Below are 16,687 nucleotides of genomic sequence, written 5' to 3' on the forward strand. Positions count from 1 at the left end.
GGCCGGCCGCTCAGAGCTGCGGCGACAGCACCGCCGCCAGATGCTCCCAGGCCTTCTCGAGCAGCGGCCGTTCCTTCCAGGCCTCGTAGCTCAACCGCTTCGACTGCGCGAGGTCGGCCTCGAACTGCACGGTCTGCGCCGCGGCGAAGGCCTCGTCGTAGATGTTGAGGTTGGCCTCGTCGTTGAGCCGGAACGAGCGGTTGTCGAAGTTGGTCGAGCCCACCGACACCAGCAGGCCGTCGACCAGGAAGACCTTGCAGTGGTACATGGTCGGCTGGTACTCGCTGATCTGGGCGCCGGCCTCGAGCAGCGGGCCCCAGGCGGCGCGCGAGGCGCGGCGCACGGTCTGCGAATCGATGATCGGCCCCGGCGTGACGATGCGCACCCGCACGCCGCGGCGCAGCGCCGCCACCAGCGCGCCCACGGTGAGATCGTCGGGCACGAAGTAGGCGCTCGACAGGTCGATGGTCTTCGTGGCCGCTGCGATCGAGAGCAGGTACATCAGGTGCATGCTCTCGCTGCCGCCCGAAGGCGAGCTGCTGAACATCTGCGCGCGGCCCGTGCCCACCGGCGGCAGCGGCGGGAAGTAGCGCTCGCCGTGGAGCACGTCGCCCGAGACCTTGATCCAGTTGTCCATGAAGACCGCCTGCATCTGCGCCACCACCGGGCCCTCGACCTGGTAGTGCGAGTCGCGCCAGTGCGCCGGGTCCTGCGCATTGCCGGTCCATTCGGGCGCGATGCCGACGCCGCCCGTGAAGCCGATGCGACCGTCGACCACCAGCAGCTTGCGGTGGGTGCGGTTGTTCATGCGCGCGATGTCGTACCAGCTCGGCTTGTGGAACTTGCGGATCTCCACGCCCGCTGTCTCCATCTCGCGGATGAAGTCCGCATCGACCTTCGCGCTGCCGACCCAGTCGAGCAGCACATGCACCTTGACGCCGGCGCGCGCGCGTTCCGACAGCGCATCGGCGAAGGCGCGGCCGATGTCGCCCGACCAGTAGATGTAGGTCTCGAAGGTGATGCTGTGCTTCGCGGCGCGGATCGCCGCGAGCATCGGCGGAAAGATCCTGTCGCCGTTCTGGAAGGCCTCGAAGCGGTTGCCGTCGGCGATCGGCGGGCCGAGCATGGCACCGAGCGCGCGCTGGTACTGGGGATCGTGCAGCGCGTATTCGCGGCGCACCTGTTCGTCGAGCTTCTTCTCGCCGCTCGTGAGGTTGAGCACGAGCAGGGTGGCGGCGAGCGTCAGGACGAAGGTCCAGGCGATGGCTTTCCAGGGTTTGCGGGGGGCAGTGGCACGCATGCCTTATCGTGCCGGCCTTTGCCCGCGCCGAATCGAGTTCGCGCCCTTGTCCTGCAAGGCGCCGCTGCGATGTCTGCCATCAATATCGGCTTGCGGCGCCAGCCCCTGCGAACACCATGCCCCGACAACCCAAAGCCTTGCCCGACCCGTCCTCCCACCGTTTCGTCTCCGTGCGTGGTGCGCGCGAGCACAACCTGCGCAACGTCGACGTCGACATTCCGCGCGATGCTCTCGTGGTCTTCAGCGGCATCTCGGGTTCCGGCAAGTCCTCGCTGGCCTTCGGCACGCTGTATGCCGAGGCGCAGCGGCGCTACCTCGAATCGGTGGCGCCCTATGCGCGGCGGCTGATCGACCAGGTCGGCGTGCCGGCGGTCGATGCCATCGACGGGCTGCCGCCGGCCGTGGCCTTGCAGCAGCAGCGCGGCACGCCGGGCACGCGCTCCTCGGTGGGCAGCGTGACCACGCTGTCGAACCTGCTGCGCATGCTCTATTCGCGCGCGGGCGACTACCCGGCGCGCCAGGCCATGCTGCACGCGGAGGACTTCTCGCCCAACACGCCGCAGGGTGCCTGTCCCGTCTGCCACGGTCTGGGCCGGGTGTTCGAGGTGACCGAGCGCGCGATGGTGCCCGACGACGGCCTCACGATCCGCGAGCGCGCGGTGGCCGCCTGGCCCTCGGCCTGGCAGGGGCAGAACCTGCGCGACATCCTCGTCACGCTGGGCATCGATGTCGACACGCCGTGGCGCGCGCTGCCGAAGAAGACGCGCGACTGGATCCTGTTCACCGAGGAGCAGCCGACGGTGCCGGTCTATGCGGGCTTTACGCCGGCCGAGACGCGCGCCGCGCTGCGCCGCAAGCTCGAGCCCAGCTACCAGGGCACCTTCATGGGCGCGCGCAAGTACGTGCTCCACACCTTCGCGACCACGCAGAGCGCGCTGATGAAGAACCGCGTCTCGCGCTTCATGTCGGGCGCGCCATGTCCCGCCTGCCAGGGCAAGCGGCTCAAGGCCGAGGCGTTGTCGGTGCGTTTCGCGGGGCTCGACATCGGGCAGATCTCGCACCTGACGCTGGGCGCGCTGGCGCAGGTGCTGCGGCCGGCGGCGCATGGCGAGGCGCATGGCAAGACCGTGCCGTCCGTTGAGAAACGCATCGTGGCGCAGCGCATCGCGCAGGACGCGCTGGCGCGGCTCGAGACGCTGCTGGGCCTCGGGCTGGGCTATCTCTCGCTCGATCGCGCAACGCCCACGCTGTCGCCGGGCGAGCTGCAGCGGCTGCGGCTCGCGACGCAGATCCGCTCCAAGCTGTTCGGCGTGGTGTACGTGCTCGACGAGCCCTCGGCCGGCCTGCACCCGGCCGACGCCGAGGCGCTGGTCGACGCGCTCGATGCACTCAAGCGCGCGGGCAACTCGCTGTTCGTGGTCGAGCACGACCTGGACCTGATGCGCCGCGCCGACTGGCTGGTCGATGTCGGGCCCGGCGCGGGTGAGAAGGGCGGCGAGGTGCTCTACAGCGGGCCGCCCGCCGGATTGCGCGAAGTGGCGGCTTCCCGCACGGCCGCCTACCTGTTCGCACCCGAGGCGGCCGGCGATGCGGGCCGGCCGCCGCGTTCGGCGCGGGGCTGGCTGCGGCTCGAAGGCGTCACGCGCAACAACCTCGAGGCGGTCGATGCGGCATTTCCGATCGGCGCGATGACCGCGGTCACTGGCGTTTCGGGATCGGGCAAGTCCAGCCTCGTGAGCCAGGCGCTGGTGCAGCTGGTGGCGGCCCACCTGGGCCACGAGGCACCGGCCGACGACGAGCCGGGCGAGGGCGAGCCCTCGCTCGCCCAGGAGGCGCAGGGCCGCATCGTCGAGGGCCTGGACCGGATCCGGCGGCTGGTGCGGGTCGACCAGAAGCCGATCGGCCGCACGCCGCGCTCCAACCTCGCGACCTACACCGGGCTGTTCGACCACGTGCGCAAGCTGTTCGCGCAGACCCGTGCCGCGAAGGCGCGCCGCTTCGATGCCGGCCAGTTCTCGTTCAACGTCGCCAAAGGCCGCTGCCCGACCTGCGAGGGCGAAGGCTTCGTCAGCGTCGAGTTGCTGTTCATGCCGAGCGTCTATGCGCCGTGCCCGACATGCGGCGGCTCGCGCTTCGACGCGGCGACGCTGAAGGTGCGGCTGCGCGACAGGAGCATCGCCGACGTGCTCGCGATGACGGTGGACGAGGCGCATGCCTTCTTCAAGGACGACGCGCCGATCGAGCGGCCGCTGCGCCTGCTCGCGGCGATCGGCCTGGGCTACCTGCGCCTGGGCCAGCCGGCCACCGAGCTGTCGGGCGGCGAGGCCCAGCGCATCAAGCTCGCGACCGAGCTGCAGCGCGCGCAGCGCGGCGACGCGCTCTACGTGCTCGACGAGCCGACCACCGGGCTGCATCCGTCGGATGTGGACCGGCTGATGGCGCAGCTCGACGAGCTCGTCGACGCGGGCAACACGGTGGTGCTGGTCGAGCACGAGATGCGCGTGGTGGCGCGCTGCGACTGGGTCATCGACATGGGCCCGGGCGCGGGCGGCGAGGGCGGGCGCGTGGTGGCGGCGGGCACGCCGCGCGAGGTCGCGAAGGCCGGCACGCCCACGGCGAAGTACCTCGCGCGGCAGTGGAGCTGAGCGGGCCGCGGCCCGGGTGCACAATCTGGACCCCCGATCCGCGCCGCCGCGCGCGCCGCCTCCCGTTCCAGCCCCATGCGAATCCACGACATCCGACGCCGACTGCGCGAAGCGGGCGCGGGCCCCAGCCATGAGCAGCGCGTGCTGCGGCTGTGGTCCCATGCGCTGCCGCGCGACAGCGGCCGGCGGCTGCCGCACAGCTTCTTTCCGGCCGGGTTGATGGCCGAGTTGCCGGCCATCGAGGCCGAGCTCGCGGGCCTTGCGCGCGTGCATGCGGTGCATCCGGGCGCCGATGGTTCGGAGCGGCTGCTGGTGGCCCTTGCCGACGGCCAGACCGTCGAGAGCGTGCTGCTGCCGCGCGACGGCCTGTGCGTGTCCTCGCAGGTCGGCTGCGCGGTCGGCTGCCAGTTCTGCATGACCGGGCGCGAGGGCCTGCTGCGCCAGGTCGGCAGCGCCGAGATCGTTGCCCAGGTGGCGCTCGCGCGCCTGCGCCGGCCGGTGCGCAAGGTGGTGTTCATGGGCATGGGCGAGCCGGCCCACAACCTCGACAACGTGATGGAGGCGATCGAGCTGCTCGGCACGGTCGGCAACATCGGCCACAAGAACCTGGTGTTCTCCACCGTCGGCGATCCGCGCGTGTTCGAGCGGCTGCTGCAGGAACGCGTGCGGCCCGCGCTCGCGCTGTCGCTGCACACCACGCGCGACGAACTGCGCCGCAAGCTGCTGCCGCGCGCGCCGCGGCTCACGCCCGAGGAACTGGTCGCGGCCGGCGAGCGCTATGCGCGCACCACTGGCTATCCGATCCAGTACCAGTGGACGCTGCTCGAGGGCATCAACGACAGCGAGGAAGAGATCGAGGGGCTGGTGCGGCTGCTGTCGGGCAAGTACGGCGTGCTCAACATGATCCCGTTCAACGCGGTCGACGGCGTGGACTTCCAGCGCCCGGCCTGGGCGCGCTGCCAGCAGATCGCACGCACCCTGCACGAGCGCGGCATCCTGACCAAGCTGCGGAATTCGGCGGGGCAGGACGTGGATGGGGGGTGTGGGCAGTTGCGGGCGCGGGCTGTCGGCACGCAGGTGATGGTTCGCAGTGATCGTAGACCGCGGAAGGAGGCCGACGCGTGCGCGGCACCAAACGAATGACCGTCACGGTGCCCGTCGAGATAGCTGCCACCATCAGGCAGGCGGTGGAGCGCGGAGAGTACGAATCGCCTGGCGAAGTGGTACGAGAAGCTTTGCGTGAATGGAAAGCGCGGCGCTGGTTGGTACTCAATGAGTTTTCCACTCTCAAGGCGGATATCGATCGTGGTCTGGCAGACGCGACCGCTGGTTGCGTCCAGGCCTTCGATGCCGATCGCATAGTTGAGCGCGGACGCTTGCTCTTGGCCGCCCGTTCCAGTTGACCGAAAGTCAGCGTCTGCGGGGCATGCGATCTCGGCTTGATCACGGATCGAGGGTGGATCGATGTCCCGCGGCGAGAAGTCGCGCGGCTTTTGTGCATCTGGAGTTCTTGGGCTCTCAAACCTGCTTCGCTGCCTCCCTGCCCAGAAAGAACTCCACCGCCCGCCCCACCACCCAGGGCACGATCACATGGTCCCCATCGAAGGGCTGCAGCGTGAGGTCGTGCCCGCTCTCGAGCAGCCGCCGGGCGTGCGGATGGGCGCTGGTCTCGATCGGCAACTGGCTGTCCGAGCGCCCGTGCGCGAGAAAGAAGCGCGGCGTGCCGGCCTGCGCGAAGCTGTTCATGAAGCCGGCCGACAGGCCGATCACGTGGCTCGCCACGTCGCCGTTGGTGAGGCCCAGCGACAGCGCGTAGCTGCCGCCGTCGGAGAAGCCCGCGAGCGCGAGCCGCGCGGGGTCGAGCCGGAAATGCCGCGACACGGTGGCCAGCGCGTTGTCGAGCCGCTCGAGGTCGGGGCCATGGCCGCCGACCACGATGTCCCAGGTGGCGTACATCGACTGCGGCGCCAGCAGCAGGAAGCCGCGCGAGCGCGCATGCGCGACGAAGTGCGGCAGCACGCGGTTGGCCTCGCCGCCCGCGCCATGGAACATCACGAGCAGGGGCAGCGGCGCATCGGTGGGCAGGCCCTCGGGCACGACCAGCACCGCGTCGCGGCCTTCGTCGAACCCAGGTCGTGACGGCCGGGCGGCAGCGGCTCGTACAAGGGCGCGGCACCGGGCCGGAAGGCCATGCGGCCCGTGAGCGCGCCGCCGAACAGGGTGGGATCGATCATGCGGTGCCTCCGGGCGCTGCGGCGGGCGCGATGCCGCGGAACACGGCGCACTGCGCGAAGGACTGCGTCGACAGCGGCAGTTCCTTGCGCCGGCAGTACTTGCTCGTGAGCTTGAGCAGCTCCTTGATGTCGCGGCCGCTGGCGCCCGCGTAGTCGACCACCAGCCGGTCGATCACCGCGGCGGGCAGTTCCACGCCGAGCTGGGCCGACAGCGTGGTCCACAGGCGTCGCGCATCCTCGGGCCCGGGCGGCTGGTAGTCGATCACCGCGATGCAGCGCGAGAGGATGGCCTCGTCGATGTCGCCGACGCGGTTGGTGGTCATGAACAGCAGGCCGCTGAAATACTCGAGCGTGCGCAGGAACTCGGCCACGATGGCGTTGTGCTGCAGGTCGTTGTCGCGGCGCCGGATGTAGACGTCGGCCTCGTCGAGCAGCAGCACGCAACCCCAGCGCGCGGCGCGCTGCAGGATGCGCGTGAGGCTGGTCTCCACCGAACTCGCCGTCACGCCGAGCTGGCCCGAATGCACGCGGTACAGCGGCTTGCCGACCACCTCCGCATAGACCTCGGCGGTCAGCGTCTTGCCCAGGCCGGGCGCGCCCTTGCACAGGATGGTGGTGCCGCCCGACTTGCCGGGCACCACGTCCTCGACCAGGAAGTTGCGGTCGGCCGTGAGGATGTCGATCAGGTCGCGGTGCGCCTGCGGCAGCACCAACCGCTCGCGCAGGCCGGGCTGGTACCGGTACTCCTGCACATGCTGGGCATGGACCCAGATGTTGCGGTGCCAGTCGAGGTGGAACAGGTGCAGGTAGCAGTGCTGGGGAATGCGGTCGAAGCCCTGGGCGATGCCGCTCTCGCGCCAGTGGTGCGGATCGGCGGCCAGGTCGAAGCGGCGGCGCAGCAGCTCCTCGTCGTTCACGCAGCGCACCGCGGCGCCCTCGGGCAGCCGATGGCACTCGAGCGCCGCGCGCGGGCCCTCGCCCGCGGTCCAGACGCTGCCGCCGACGGTGAACTGCGCGCCGTGCTGCGGCTGCAGCTTGCCGAAGCGCTCGAGCTGCATCTCGTACTCGCGCTTGAACTCCGCGCACTCCTTGTGAAAGCCGTGGTCGGCGAACAGGTCGGCCAGCGTGCGATGCGGCAACTGCTCCTCGTAGAAGCTCAGGCCCCAGGTCATGCCCGCGAAGCGCAGCCGGGGCTCGGAGGGTGGCTCGCGGCCGGCGGCCTGCAAGGTGTTGGCGAGCAGGCCCACGAGCACGTAGGCGTTGCCTTCGGTGGGCTTCACCAGCCGCACCGTGTGGACCAGCCAGGGCAGCAGCACGCCGTCCTTGCCGCGCTGGTAGAGCCAGCCGTCGATGGCGTCGCGCGCCAGCCATTCGGTCAGTGCCGGCACCATCGCCTCGAGGTTCGCGATCGGCTGCAGCTGCGATTCGCCGTTGAGGTTGTCGAGCGCGAGCAGCTGGAACACCAGGTCGCGCGCGCCGTTGCCGAGGCTCAACTGGTAGAGCAGGTTGAGCGAGCGGCCGTCGAAGTGGCGGCTCGACACGACGCGTATGCCGCTGCAGGCCCCCTGGCCGCCCAGCTGGAGGCCCAGCGGCGACTGCGCGCCGACCTGGCTGCGCAGGACGGCGGCCAGCATCTCCGGTATCTCGAGTTCCACGGCGTCTCCTCGTGTCGCCTGTCCATGCTAGCCCGGTGCGGGCGCTCGGCGATTGACCTGGGTCAAGGCCGTGGGAAGATGGCGGTAGCCTTGGCCAGACTCGGAAAAGGAAGGAAAGCGCCCATGCCCCAGCCCTCGAAGACCTCGCTGTTCGCCGCCGCGAAAGCCTGGGACGCGGCCTCGGTCGAGGCCCATCTGGCCCAGGCGCCGGAGCTGGTCGGCGCCACCGATCCACGCGGCCGCGCGGCGATCCACCTGGCCTGCACGGTGAAGGCGGAGGGCGCTCAGCTCGCGGAACCCCATGGCATCAAGACCGTGACCGCGCTGCTCGATGCGGGCGCCGACCTCGAGGCCGAAGTGCCCATGGACGAGGACGAGGGCGACTTCCGCGCCACACCGATCTGGTACGCGGTGGCGCGCGGCGAGAACCTGCCGCTGGTCAAGTTCCTTGCCAAGCGCGGCGCGAACACGAGCTGGTCGCTGTGGGCCGCGGTGTGGCGCGACGACGAGGCGATGTGCCGCGTGCTGCTCGCGAACAAGCCCGAACTGAACCTGCGCGCGCACGGCGAAACGCCGCTCTTCTATGCGGCCCGGCTGCAGCGGCTGAAGACCCTGGCGCTGCTGATCGCGGCCGGTGCCGATGCTTCCGTAACCGACGAGCAGGGGCGCGATGCGGTCGATATCGCGCGGGCGCGGCGTCTGCCGAAGGAGTTCATCGAACGGCTCGAGCGGTCGAAGCGATCTCGGCCTGGATAGACCTCCAGGGGACGATCACGCGGGCTCGACGGCCGCGAAGCCGATGCGGGGTGCGGTGATGCGGCCGTTCGCGGCCGCGAGCACGAAGCGCAGGGTGTCGCCCTCGACGACGACCTGCACGCCGAGCTTCGCCGTCACGGCGCCGCCGGCGAGTTGCGCGCCGCCCCAGCTCGCCGCGATCTCGCGCGCGGACAGCGCGGCGATCTCCGTGCCCAGCCCGCGTCCCACCGATTCCGAGCGCAGCACGACCGTGTTGAGGCCCTGCTCGTGCCCGTCCATCGACACCTGCAGGCCCGGCAGTGCGAGCAGTCCGTCGCCCAGCCGCAGTTCGCCCGACAAGGCCGTGCGCCCGAGCAGCGTGCGCGCCTGCGCGGTCAGCCCCTGGGCCTGCGAGCCCAGCCCCTGGCGCAGCATCGATTCGGCGAAGGGCCGCAGCCGCAGCTTGCCGCGCTCGGAGATCCACGGGCCGATCAGGCTCTTGCGGCGCTCGAACTCCACGCCCGCGAGCGGCGCCGAGGCGAACTGGTAGAGGTAGCTGCGGCCGTTCGGCGCATCGACGTAGAAGCCGAGCGGGCTCACGCCCATGCGCGAGTCGGGGCCCACGTGCTCGACGGTGGCGTCGTTGAAGTCGACCAGCCCATGGCGGATCGGCACGGTCACGTCGGCATCGAACAGCAGGTGCGCGTCGGTGATGCGGCCGCGAATGGTGCCGTCGATCTCGCCGAGCGGGCCGAGCTGCCAGGCGTCGGCCGGTGGCGGTATCGCGGTGCCCTCGGCGGGATGAGTGGCCTCCCACAGCTGGCGGAACTGCCGTGGCAGCACCAGCGGGCCGTGCAGCTTCAGGCCGGAGAATTCCGCGTCGCGGGCCTCGATAGCACCGACGCGCAGCGCCCCGTTCCCGGCATGTACCCGCGCGACCAGTTCGTGCACGGCGATGCGCTCGATCTCCAGCACGAGCGCGTCCGTGGCGAGCCGCAGGGCCATCGCTTCGAACCGCGCGATCCGCAGTTCGTGCGTGCCGTCCTGCCCCGTGGTCCAGCGCACGCCCTCGAGCGCGAAGCGGTTCGGATCGGCATCGCCACGCGCGCCGAGTTCCAGGCCCAGCAAGAGGTCGAGGAGGGAGGCGGCGAGGGAGGCGTTCATGGTGGCTTTCTAGCAGACGGGCTCAGCGGCACATCGGAAACCCGCCCGTCTCCAGATGGAAGTGATCGCGGTGCGCCGCGTTGTACTCAGGCCCGAGCACGCCGCGAAAGAACCGGCAGGCGCCCAGATGGGCGTCGTTCAGCAGCGCGGCCGAAGGGTTCGAAGCGTCGGTGTGCCAGTCCCTGCGCACGTTGACGCGGCGCCCGTCCGCGAGGACGAAGCCGGCCACGTCGAAGGCGTCGGCCGTGGCATGCCGGCTGCGCGGCGCGCCGGGCATCGCGCCTTCGCCGCGGTTCACGTTGCGGCAGGCATAGCTGCCGAGGTGGTCGATCGCGGCGACCGGCTGGCCGAAGTGCCGCAGGGCCGCGGGCTGCAGCGCATGGTGCTCCCACATGAAGAAGGACAGCGCCATCGGGCAGCTCAGCGTGGGCGCGCTGCCCAGGCGCACGCCGGCCGAGCGCAGGCGCACCGCGTTCTCGAAGCCGCAGCCCGGGCCGGTGACGCGGTCGGGCACGCGCTCGTACTGCATGCCGGTGTCGGCCAGCGCGGCCTGGCAGCGCACCGGATCGCCGCGTGCGCGCGCGAGCTTGTAGGTGGTCAGCCAGTTGGGCGCCGCCGTCACGTCGAGCGGTGCCCAGGGATCGTGGCGCTCGGGCACCTCGATGGCGCCCGTGAAGACGGCCACCACGCCGGCGGCGATGGCCACGACCAGCGCGAGGGCCAGGCGGCGTCCGGGGCGGGCGGGTCGGTCTTGCGCGGGCGGCAGGGGCACGGGTGACGAAGGCAGTGGGTGACAGAAGTCCTATTGGGACCGGACCGCGCGCACCGTGTTGTCGGGATGATCGGCCAGCGCGTGTAGGCCGATGCGAACCGGCCGGGCGCCGCTCAAGGCCGGATGCAGTCGAGCAGCACGCGGAACGCGGGCTCGATGTTCGCCTCCTCCACGCAGGCATAGCCCAGCAGCAGGCCGCGCCGCCCGTCGCCGCGCCGGTAGTAGCGCGACAGCGGCCGCGAGAGCACGCCGCGCGCCTGCGCCGCTTCCATGATCGCCACGTCGTCGCGGTCCTCGGGCAGCCGCAGCACCAGGTGCAGCCCGGCATTGCTGGCCTGCGGATGCAGATGGTCGGGGCCCAGGTGCTCGCCGATCAGCCCGGCCAGCAGCGCGCGCCGGCGCGCATAGAGCACGCGCATGCGGCGGATGTGGGCGGCGTAGTGGCCCTGGCCGAGCAGCTCGGCCAGCGCCACCTGCGTGATGGCGTGGCCCTCGCGGTAGAGGTCGGCATGCGCGGTGCGGAAGTGCGCGGCCAGCGCGCGCGGCAGCACCATGTAGCCCACGCGCAGGCCCGGGAACAGCGTCTTGCTGAAGGTGCCGATGTAGATCACCGGGCTGTCGTCCTCGAGCCCCTGCATCGAGGGAATGGGCCGGCCCGCGAAGCGGAACTCGCTGTCGTAGTCGTCCTCCACGATCCAGCTGCCCGACTGGCGCGCGAAGTCGAGCAGCTCGCGCCGGCGCGCCAGGCTCATCACCGAGCCCAGCGGGTACTGGTGCGAGGGCGTGACGAAGATCAGCCGCGGCGCGCTGCCGCCGCGCGGCCAGCCGGCCCCGGGACCGTCGCCCTCGGCCTCCACGCGCAGCGGCCGCACGCGCCAGGCGCCCATCTGCAGCAGCTTGTGGAAGCCCCAGTAGCCGGGCTCCTCGACCCACACGGTATCGCTCGGGTCGGCCAGCATGCGCAGCGACAGGTCGATGGCCTGGTGCACGCCCTCGGTGATCAGCACCTGGTCGGCATCGCAGCGCACCGCGCGCGCCACGCGCAGGTGCTCGGCCACGGCTTCGCGCAACGCCGGGTGGCCGCCGCCGTGCGAATAGGTCAGCAGCTCGGGCGCGGGATCGCGCCACAGGCGCGCGACGATGCGGCCGAAGGCGCGGTGCGGGAACTGGGTGACGTCGGGCACGCCGGGCATGAAGGCGCCCCACTGGCGCGCGGCGGCCGAGGCATCGTCGACCAGCGCCTGGGCGCGCCGGGCCAGGCGCACCGGCGCGGCGCGGGCCGGCGCGGCGGCGGCACCGCGGCCGGTGGCGAGCTGGCTCTCGGGCGTGGTCTCGGCCACGAAGGTGCCGCTGCCCACGCGCGAATGCACGTAGCCCTCGGCGCGCAGCTGCTCGTAGGCATGCAGCACGGTGTTGCGCGACATGCCGGTCTCGCGCGCCAGGTCGCGCGAGGCCGGCAGCGCGCTCGAGGGCGGCAGGCTGCCGTCGAGGATGGCGCCGCGCAGGCAGTCGTAGAGCTGGCGGTTAAGCGCGGCGCCGGTCGCGGGAACGAGGCGCTGCAGCACCAGGTCGGCGCAGATGGATTTCATGGCTTTTTGGATTGGCTCCATCCTGATTGCAGGAAGTGGATCTTTTTGATGGAGCCAATTGCGCATTCAATCAGAACTTCCGATCGACCTCCAGCCTTTCCCGGACGCCTTCAGCCATGACCACCAACTCCGAACTCCAGACCCGCCGCCTCGCGGCCACGCCGCGCGGCGTGGGCGTGATGTGCGGCTTCTATGCCCAGCGCGCCGAGAACGCGACGCTGTGGGACATCGAAGGCCGCGAATACATCGACTTCGCCGCCGGCATCGCGGTGCTCAACACCGGCCACCGCCATCCGCGCCTGGTGGCCGCGATCCAGGAGCAGCTCGGGCGCTTCACGCACACGGCCTACCAGATCGTTCCCTACGAGAGCGTGGTGACGCTGGCCGAGCGCCTCAATGCATTGGTGCCGATCTCGGGCCCGGTGAAGACGGCCTTCTTCACCACCGGCGCCGAGGCGCTCGAGAACGCGGTGAAGATCGCGCGCGCCCACACCGGCCGCGCCGGCGTGATCGCCTTCGGCGGCGGCTTCCATGGCCGCACGCTGATGGCGCTGGCCATGACCGGCAAGGTCGCGCCCTACAAGACCGGCTTCGGCCCGTTCCCGGCCGACGTGTTCCACGTGCCGTTCCCGAGCGCGCTGCAGGGCGTGAGCGCCGACGACTCGCTGGCCGCGATCGAGAAGCTGTTCAAGACCGACATCGACCCGAAGCGCGTGGCCGCGATCGTGATCGAGCCGGTGCAGGGCGAGGGCGGCTTCAACGTCGCGCCCACCGCGCTGCTGCAGGGCCTGCGCCGTATCTGCGACGCGCACGGCATCGTGCTGATCGCCGACGAGGTGCAGACCGGCTTCGCGCGCACCGGCCGGCTGTTCTCGATGCAGCACCACGGCGTGGAGCCCGACCTGATCACCATGGCCAAGAGCCTCGCGGGCGGCATGCCGCTGTCGGCCGTGGCCGGCCGCGCCGCCATCATGGATGCGCCGGCGCCCGGCGGCCTCGGCGGCACCTACGCGGGCAATCCGCTGGCGGTGGCCTCGGCGCACGCGGTGCTCGACGTGATCGCCGACGAGAAGCTCTGCGAACGTGCCGCCGCGCTGGGCGAGCGCCTGGTCGGCCGGCTGCTGAAGATCAAGGAATCGAACCCGGCGCTGGCCGAGGTGCGCGCGCAGGGCTCGATGGTCGCGGTCGAACTGCGCGACGCGGCCACGGGCGCGCCCGACGCCGAGGCCGTGGCGCGCGTGCAGGCCAAGGCACTGGAACAGGGCCTGGTGCTGCTGAGCTGCGGCATGTACGGCAACGTGATCCGCTTCCTGTATCCGCTGACCATTCCCGTCGCGCAGTTCGAACGCGCGCTGGCCATCGTCGAGGAGGCGTTCTCGGCATGAACTCCGCATCCACCCTGGGCCTGCAGCGCCCCGACCTGCTGCGCGGCGCCGGCCTGATCGACGGCCAGTGGGTCGCGGCCGACGACGGCGCCACCTTCGCCGTCAACGACCCCGCCACCGGCCGGCACCTGGCCGACGTGCCGCGGATGGGCCGCGCCGAGACCGAGCGCGCCATCGCCGGCGCCGCCGCGGCGCTGCCCGCCTGGCGCGCGCGCACCGCGCCCGAGCGCGCACGCGTGCTGCGCCGCTGGGCCGAGCTGATGCTCGCGCACCAGGACGACCTGGGCCGGCTGATGACGCTCGAGCAGGGCAAGCCGCTGGCCGAGGCGCGCGGCGAGATCGCCTACGCGGCTTCGTTCATCGAATGGTTCGCCGAGGAGGCCAAGCGCGTGGACGGCGAGGTGCTGCAGCCGCAGCGCGCCGGCCAGCGCATCGTGGTGCTCAAGCAGCCGATCGGCGTCTGCGCCGCGATCACGCCGTGGAACTTCCCGGCCGCGATGATCACGCGCAAGGTCGGCCCCGCGCTGGCCGCGGGCTGCACCATCGTCGTGAAGCCGGCCGAACTCACGCCGCTGAGCGCCTTCGCGCTGGGCGTGCTGGGGCTCGAGGCCGGCCTGCCGCCTGGCGTGCTGCAGATCGTGGCCGGCAACGCGCCCGAGATCGGCGCCGCGCTGTGCGAGAGCCCGACCGTGCGCAAGCTCAGCTTCACCGGCTCCACCGGCGTGGGCCGCGTGCTCGCGCAGCAGTGCGCGCCGACCATCAAGAAGCTCTCGCTCGAGCTCGGCGGCAATGCGCCGCTGATCGTGTTCGACGACGCCGATCTCGACCGCGCGATCGAGGGCATCGTGGCCTCCAAATTCCGCAACGCGGGCCAGACCTGCGTCTGCGCCAACCGCATCTACGTGCAGGCCGGCATCTACGACGCCGTCGCCGCGCGGCTGGTGGCCGCGGTCGAGGCGATGCGCGTGGGCAACGGCCTCGAGGCCGGCACCACGCAGGGCCCGCTGATCGACGGCCGCGCCGTCGCCAAGGTGCGCCAGCACATCGACGACGCGCTCACGCAGGGCGCGCAGCTGTGCACCGGCGGCAAGCCGCATGCGCTGGGCGGCAGCTTCTTCGAGCCCACCGTGCTGACCGGCGTGACGCAGGCCATGCGCGTGGCGCGCGAGGAGACCTTCGGGCCGCTGGCGCCGCTGTTCCGCTTCGAGACCGAGGAGGAGGTCGTCGCGATGGCCAACGATTCGGAGTTCGGCCTCGCCGCCTACCTGTTCACCGAGGACCGCCGCCGCCTCTGGCGCGTGGGCGAGCAGCTCGAGACCGGCATGGTCGGCATCAACACCGGCCTGATCTCGAACGAGGTCGCGCCCTTCGGCGGCGTGAAGCAGTCGGGCCTGGGCCGCGAGGGCTCGCGGCACGGGATCGAGGACTACCTCGAGCTCAAGTACCTCTGTCTGCAGGACTGAGCGGCGGCTGTTTCCCTCTCATCGCTTCGATGCCGCCGCTCCTTGCGTTGCGGCGTCGGCGCTCTTCGCGGGCGTGACCGGCACATCTTCCTCCGTCGGGTCGATGATGCCGATGTCGAGCAGGTCCTTCATGTACTTGACCAGGCCCAGGTAGTCGACGACAGCCTCCGACCGATGTCGGCGGCCGCCGTAGCGCAGCACCGCGAGTTCCTGGCAATCCGAATCGTACGAGCATGTCTTCGAATGGCGCAACTCGGTCGCCATCGCCTGGAGCAGGGCGAAGGAAGACCCGAGAGACCGGCACTCGTCGCTCAGCAGATCCCGCAGGCTCACGTCGTCCGTCTTCGGCGCCAACGCGCGCAAGGCTGGTGAGGTCGGCGCATAGCGTCTGACGGTGGAGGGACGAATCTGCGCGACGCCCAGCGAAAGGTCCGGCAACCGGCCCGTGGCAATCAGCATCGCGTCGGCGAGATGCCACTCCAAGGATCGATGCAACCCGGAACGGTTGAACTTCTCGGCCGATACGACGGCCACTGCCAGGGACCAGAGGTCCGATTCCTCGCCAGGGGCCTGCCCCGCCAGCGCGCAGGACTTGATGGATTCGTCCACCTCTACACCGTAGGAAGTCGGCTCGGCGACATCCTCGGCGTCCGACAGCGCCACGGCCCGGTTGAGGTAGCCCGACCGAAGCAGGATGTTGACGGCCATCCGCCGACGCATCGCACGCAGGCCGTCGTCGTTGAGGATGCTGCGGACAGATCCGTGCATGCCCTCCAGCGGCATGACCATCACCGGCAACTTCCTGATTGAAGGATCGCGGACAGCCTGCTGGCCTGTCGTCTGCACGCGTGCGATCGCCGGCGCATCGCGGTAGGACGTCGGTGAGGCGCAAGTCAGGATGATCACCGCCGCGGCGCCGAGCATCAGGGGCATCATCAGTCCGCGCGCCGCGGGCGCTCCCTGCGGGGATCGGCATGCATGCCCGAGCCGGGACAGGGAGGGCCGGAGACGGAACGCAAGGCGCCGTGTCATGGCGTGACGTACTTCAGGACTGAAGACGCGATGCTCGAATTCAACAGCCAAAGCACGCCGACGCGACCCAGCTCGCGCGTGGACACGATGCTCTGTGCATCCCCGCTGGCCGCGAGGCGCTCGCGCCAGAACACCATCATCAGCAGACCCATCAGTGCCACGTATCCGAACGACATCATGTACAGCAGGTACATCGCGAAAAACAGCGCCTTGAGCGAAGCCACCGAGGGGTCCGATACCAAGTCCCAATAGGCGATGTTGGGCCATGCCGAAAGGAACGATGCAAAGAAGCCCGCAGCCAGCACGGTCGGTGCCCAGACGCGGCGCAGCTTTCGGCCGAGCTTTGAGGCGAAGAAGTGAGTCGTGCGGCGCCGAGTCACCGAGAAGACGACAAAGCCCGCTCCTGCGCCGCAAAGCAAGGGCGGCAGCATCTTGACCAGCAAGGCCAGCACGATCTGGGGCCCGGGTCGATCGGAGAACAGCGACTGGAATGTGAAGTAGACCTCGCCCGGCATGAAGAGGGCAGCCAGACGCCCGAAGGCAAGGATGGCGAACACCATCAGCGCGAAGAGACGGGCGTCGAGGACGTGCTGGGCAATGCGCATGATGGGCTCGATGGAGATCGATCGAGACGGCGAGGCCGTGATTAGAGTCAATCGCGATCGGGCACGGCATCAAGACTAACCCTTGGAAGATGGACTCTTCCCTTGTGA

The 16,687-nt window shown here is 70.6% G+C and carries 15 protein-coding genes; 6 read left to right on the plus strand and 9 right to left on the minus strand.

Annotated features, from left to right (window positions below; translation table 11 throughout):
* Nucleotides 1-10 precede the first annotated feature (10 nt).
* Nucleotides 11-1,300, minus strand: a complete 1,290-nt coding sequence (locus AC1HIL_RS38645) for a phospholipase D-like domain-containing protein (protein ID WP_479669575.1) — start codon at nucleotides 1,298-1,300, stop codon at nucleotides 11-13.
* Nucleotides 1,301-1,416: 116 nt separating this feature from the next.
* On the opposite strand from AC1HIL_RS38645, the gene AC1HIL_RS38650 reads away from it, so the two are divergent.
* The 3 genes from AC1HIL_RS38650 (at nucleotide 1,417) to AC1HIL_RS38660 (ending at nucleotide 5,348) form a co-directional block, all read left to right on the plus strand.
* Nucleotides 1,417-3,945, plus strand: coding sequence for an excinuclease ABC subunit UvrA (locus AC1HIL_RS38650; RefSeq protein WP_479669574.1), 2,529 nt, complete (start codon nucleotides 1,417-1,419; stop codon nucleotides 3,943-3,945).
* Nucleotides 3,946-4,020: 75 nt separating this feature from the next.
* On the plus strand, nucleotides 4,021-5,088 hold the full coding sequence (locus AC1HIL_RS38655; protein ID WP_261206147.1) for an RNA methyltransferase: 1,068 nt from the start codon (nucleotides 4,021-4,023) through the stop codon (nucleotides 5,086-5,088).
* A complete protein-coding gene (locus tag AC1HIL_RS38660; protein ID WP_479669573.1) occupies nucleotides 5,067-5,348 on the plus strand; it encodes a ribbon-helix-helix domain-containing protein in 282 nt (93 codons plus the stop codon). The genes AC1HIL_RS38655 and AC1HIL_RS38660 overlap by 22 nt, the downstream gene beginning before the upstream one ends.
* 115 nt (nucleotides 5,349-5,463) lie before the next feature.
* Here the strand turns inward: AC1HIL_RS38660 and AC1HIL_RS38665 are convergent, their stop codons facing one another.
* From AC1HIL_RS38665 to AC1HIL_RS38675, 3 genes are read right to left on the minus strand one after another with little or no spacing between them, the layout of a single operon-like run.
* Complete coding sequence (locus tag AC1HIL_RS38665; RefSeq protein WP_479669572.1) at nucleotides 5,464-6,051, minus strand: alpha/beta hydrolase; 588 nt, start codon at nucleotides 6,049-6,051, stop codon at nucleotides 5,464-5,466.
* Complete coding sequence (locus AC1HIL_RS38670) at nucleotides 5,997-6,179, minus strand: hypothetical protein (protein ID WP_479669571.1); 183 nt, start codon at nucleotides 6,177-6,179, stop codon at nucleotides 5,997-5,999. The genes AC1HIL_RS38665 and AC1HIL_RS38670 overlap by 55 nt, the downstream gene beginning before the upstream one ends.
* On the minus strand, nucleotides 6,176-7,834 hold the full coding sequence (locus AC1HIL_RS38675) for an AAA family ATPase (protein WP_479669570.1): 1,659 nt from the start codon (nucleotides 7,832-7,834) through the stop codon (nucleotides 6,176-6,178). Before AC1HIL_RS38675 ends, AC1HIL_RS38670 begins: the two co-directional genes overlap by 4 nt.
* A 123-nt stretch (nucleotides 7,835-7,957) precedes the next feature.
* Between AC1HIL_RS38675 and AC1HIL_RS38680 the strand changes: the two genes are divergently transcribed.
* Nucleotides 7,958-8,590 (plus strand): ankyrin repeat domain-containing protein, encoded by a 633-nt coding sequence (locus AC1HIL_RS38680; protein ID WP_479669569.1) that lies wholly within the window; start codon nucleotides 7,958-7,960, stop codon nucleotides 8,588-8,590.
* A gap of 15 nt (nucleotides 8,591-8,605) precedes the next feature.
* Here the strand turns inward: AC1HIL_RS38680 and AC1HIL_RS38685 are convergent, their stop codons facing one another.
* The 3 genes from AC1HIL_RS38685 to pdxR form a co-directional block, all read right to left on the minus strand.
* Nucleotides 8,606-9,733, minus strand: coding sequence for a hypothetical protein (locus tag AC1HIL_RS38685; RefSeq protein WP_479669568.1), 1,128 nt, complete (start codon nucleotides 9,731-9,733; stop codon nucleotides 8,606-8,608).
* Nucleotides 9,734-9,755: 22 nt separating this feature from the next.
* Complete coding sequence (locus AC1HIL_RS38690) at nucleotides 9,756-10,505, minus strand: extensin-like domain-containing protein (RefSeq protein ID WP_413764724.1); 750 nt, start codon at nucleotides 10,503-10,505, stop codon at nucleotides 9,756-9,758.
* Nucleotides 10,506-10,618: 113 nt separating this feature from the next.
* A complete protein-coding gene (gene pdxR / locus AC1HIL_RS38695; protein ID WP_479669567.1) occupies nucleotides 10,619-12,094 on the minus strand; it encodes a MocR-like pyridoxine biosynthesis transcription factor PdxR in 1,476 nt (491 codons plus the stop codon).
* Nucleotides 12,095-12,210: 116 nt separating this feature from the next.
* Between pdxR and AC1HIL_RS38700 the strand changes: the two genes are divergently transcribed.
* Both AC1HIL_RS38700 and AC1HIL_RS38705 read left to right on the plus strand, forming a co-directional pair.
* Complete coding sequence (locus AC1HIL_RS38700; RefSeq protein ID WP_479669565.1) at nucleotides 12,211-13,479, plus strand: 4-aminobutyrate--2-oxoglutarate transaminase; 1,269 nt, start codon at nucleotides 12,211-12,213, stop codon at nucleotides 13,477-13,479.
* Nucleotides 13,476-14,942, plus strand: coding sequence for an NAD-dependent succinate-semialdehyde dehydrogenase (locus AC1HIL_RS38705; RefSeq protein WP_261206138.1), 1,467 nt, complete (start codon nucleotides 13,476-13,478; stop codon nucleotides 14,940-14,942). The genes AC1HIL_RS38700 and AC1HIL_RS38705 overlap by 4 nt, the downstream gene beginning before the upstream one ends.
* A gap of 18 nt (nucleotides 14,943-14,960) precedes the next feature.
* Here the strand turns inward: AC1HIL_RS38705 and AC1HIL_RS38710 are convergent, their stop codons facing one another.
* Together AC1HIL_RS38710 and AC1HIL_RS38715 are read right to left on the minus strand one after the other, a co-directional pair.
* Nucleotides 14,961-15,875 (minus strand): hypothetical protein, encoded by a 915-nt coding sequence (locus AC1HIL_RS38710; RefSeq protein ID WP_479669564.1) that lies wholly within the window; start codon nucleotides 15,873-15,875, stop codon nucleotides 14,961-14,963.
* A gap of 95 nt (nucleotides 15,876-15,970) precedes the next feature.
* Complete coding sequence (locus tag AC1HIL_RS38715; protein WP_479669563.1) at nucleotides 15,971-16,579, minus strand: hypothetical protein; 609 nt, start codon at nucleotides 16,577-16,579, stop codon at nucleotides 15,971-15,973.
* Between the last annotated feature and the right edge of the window lie 108 nt (nucleotides 16,580-16,687).

It is taken from the genome of Variovorax sp. ISS6 (assembly GCF_056523145.1).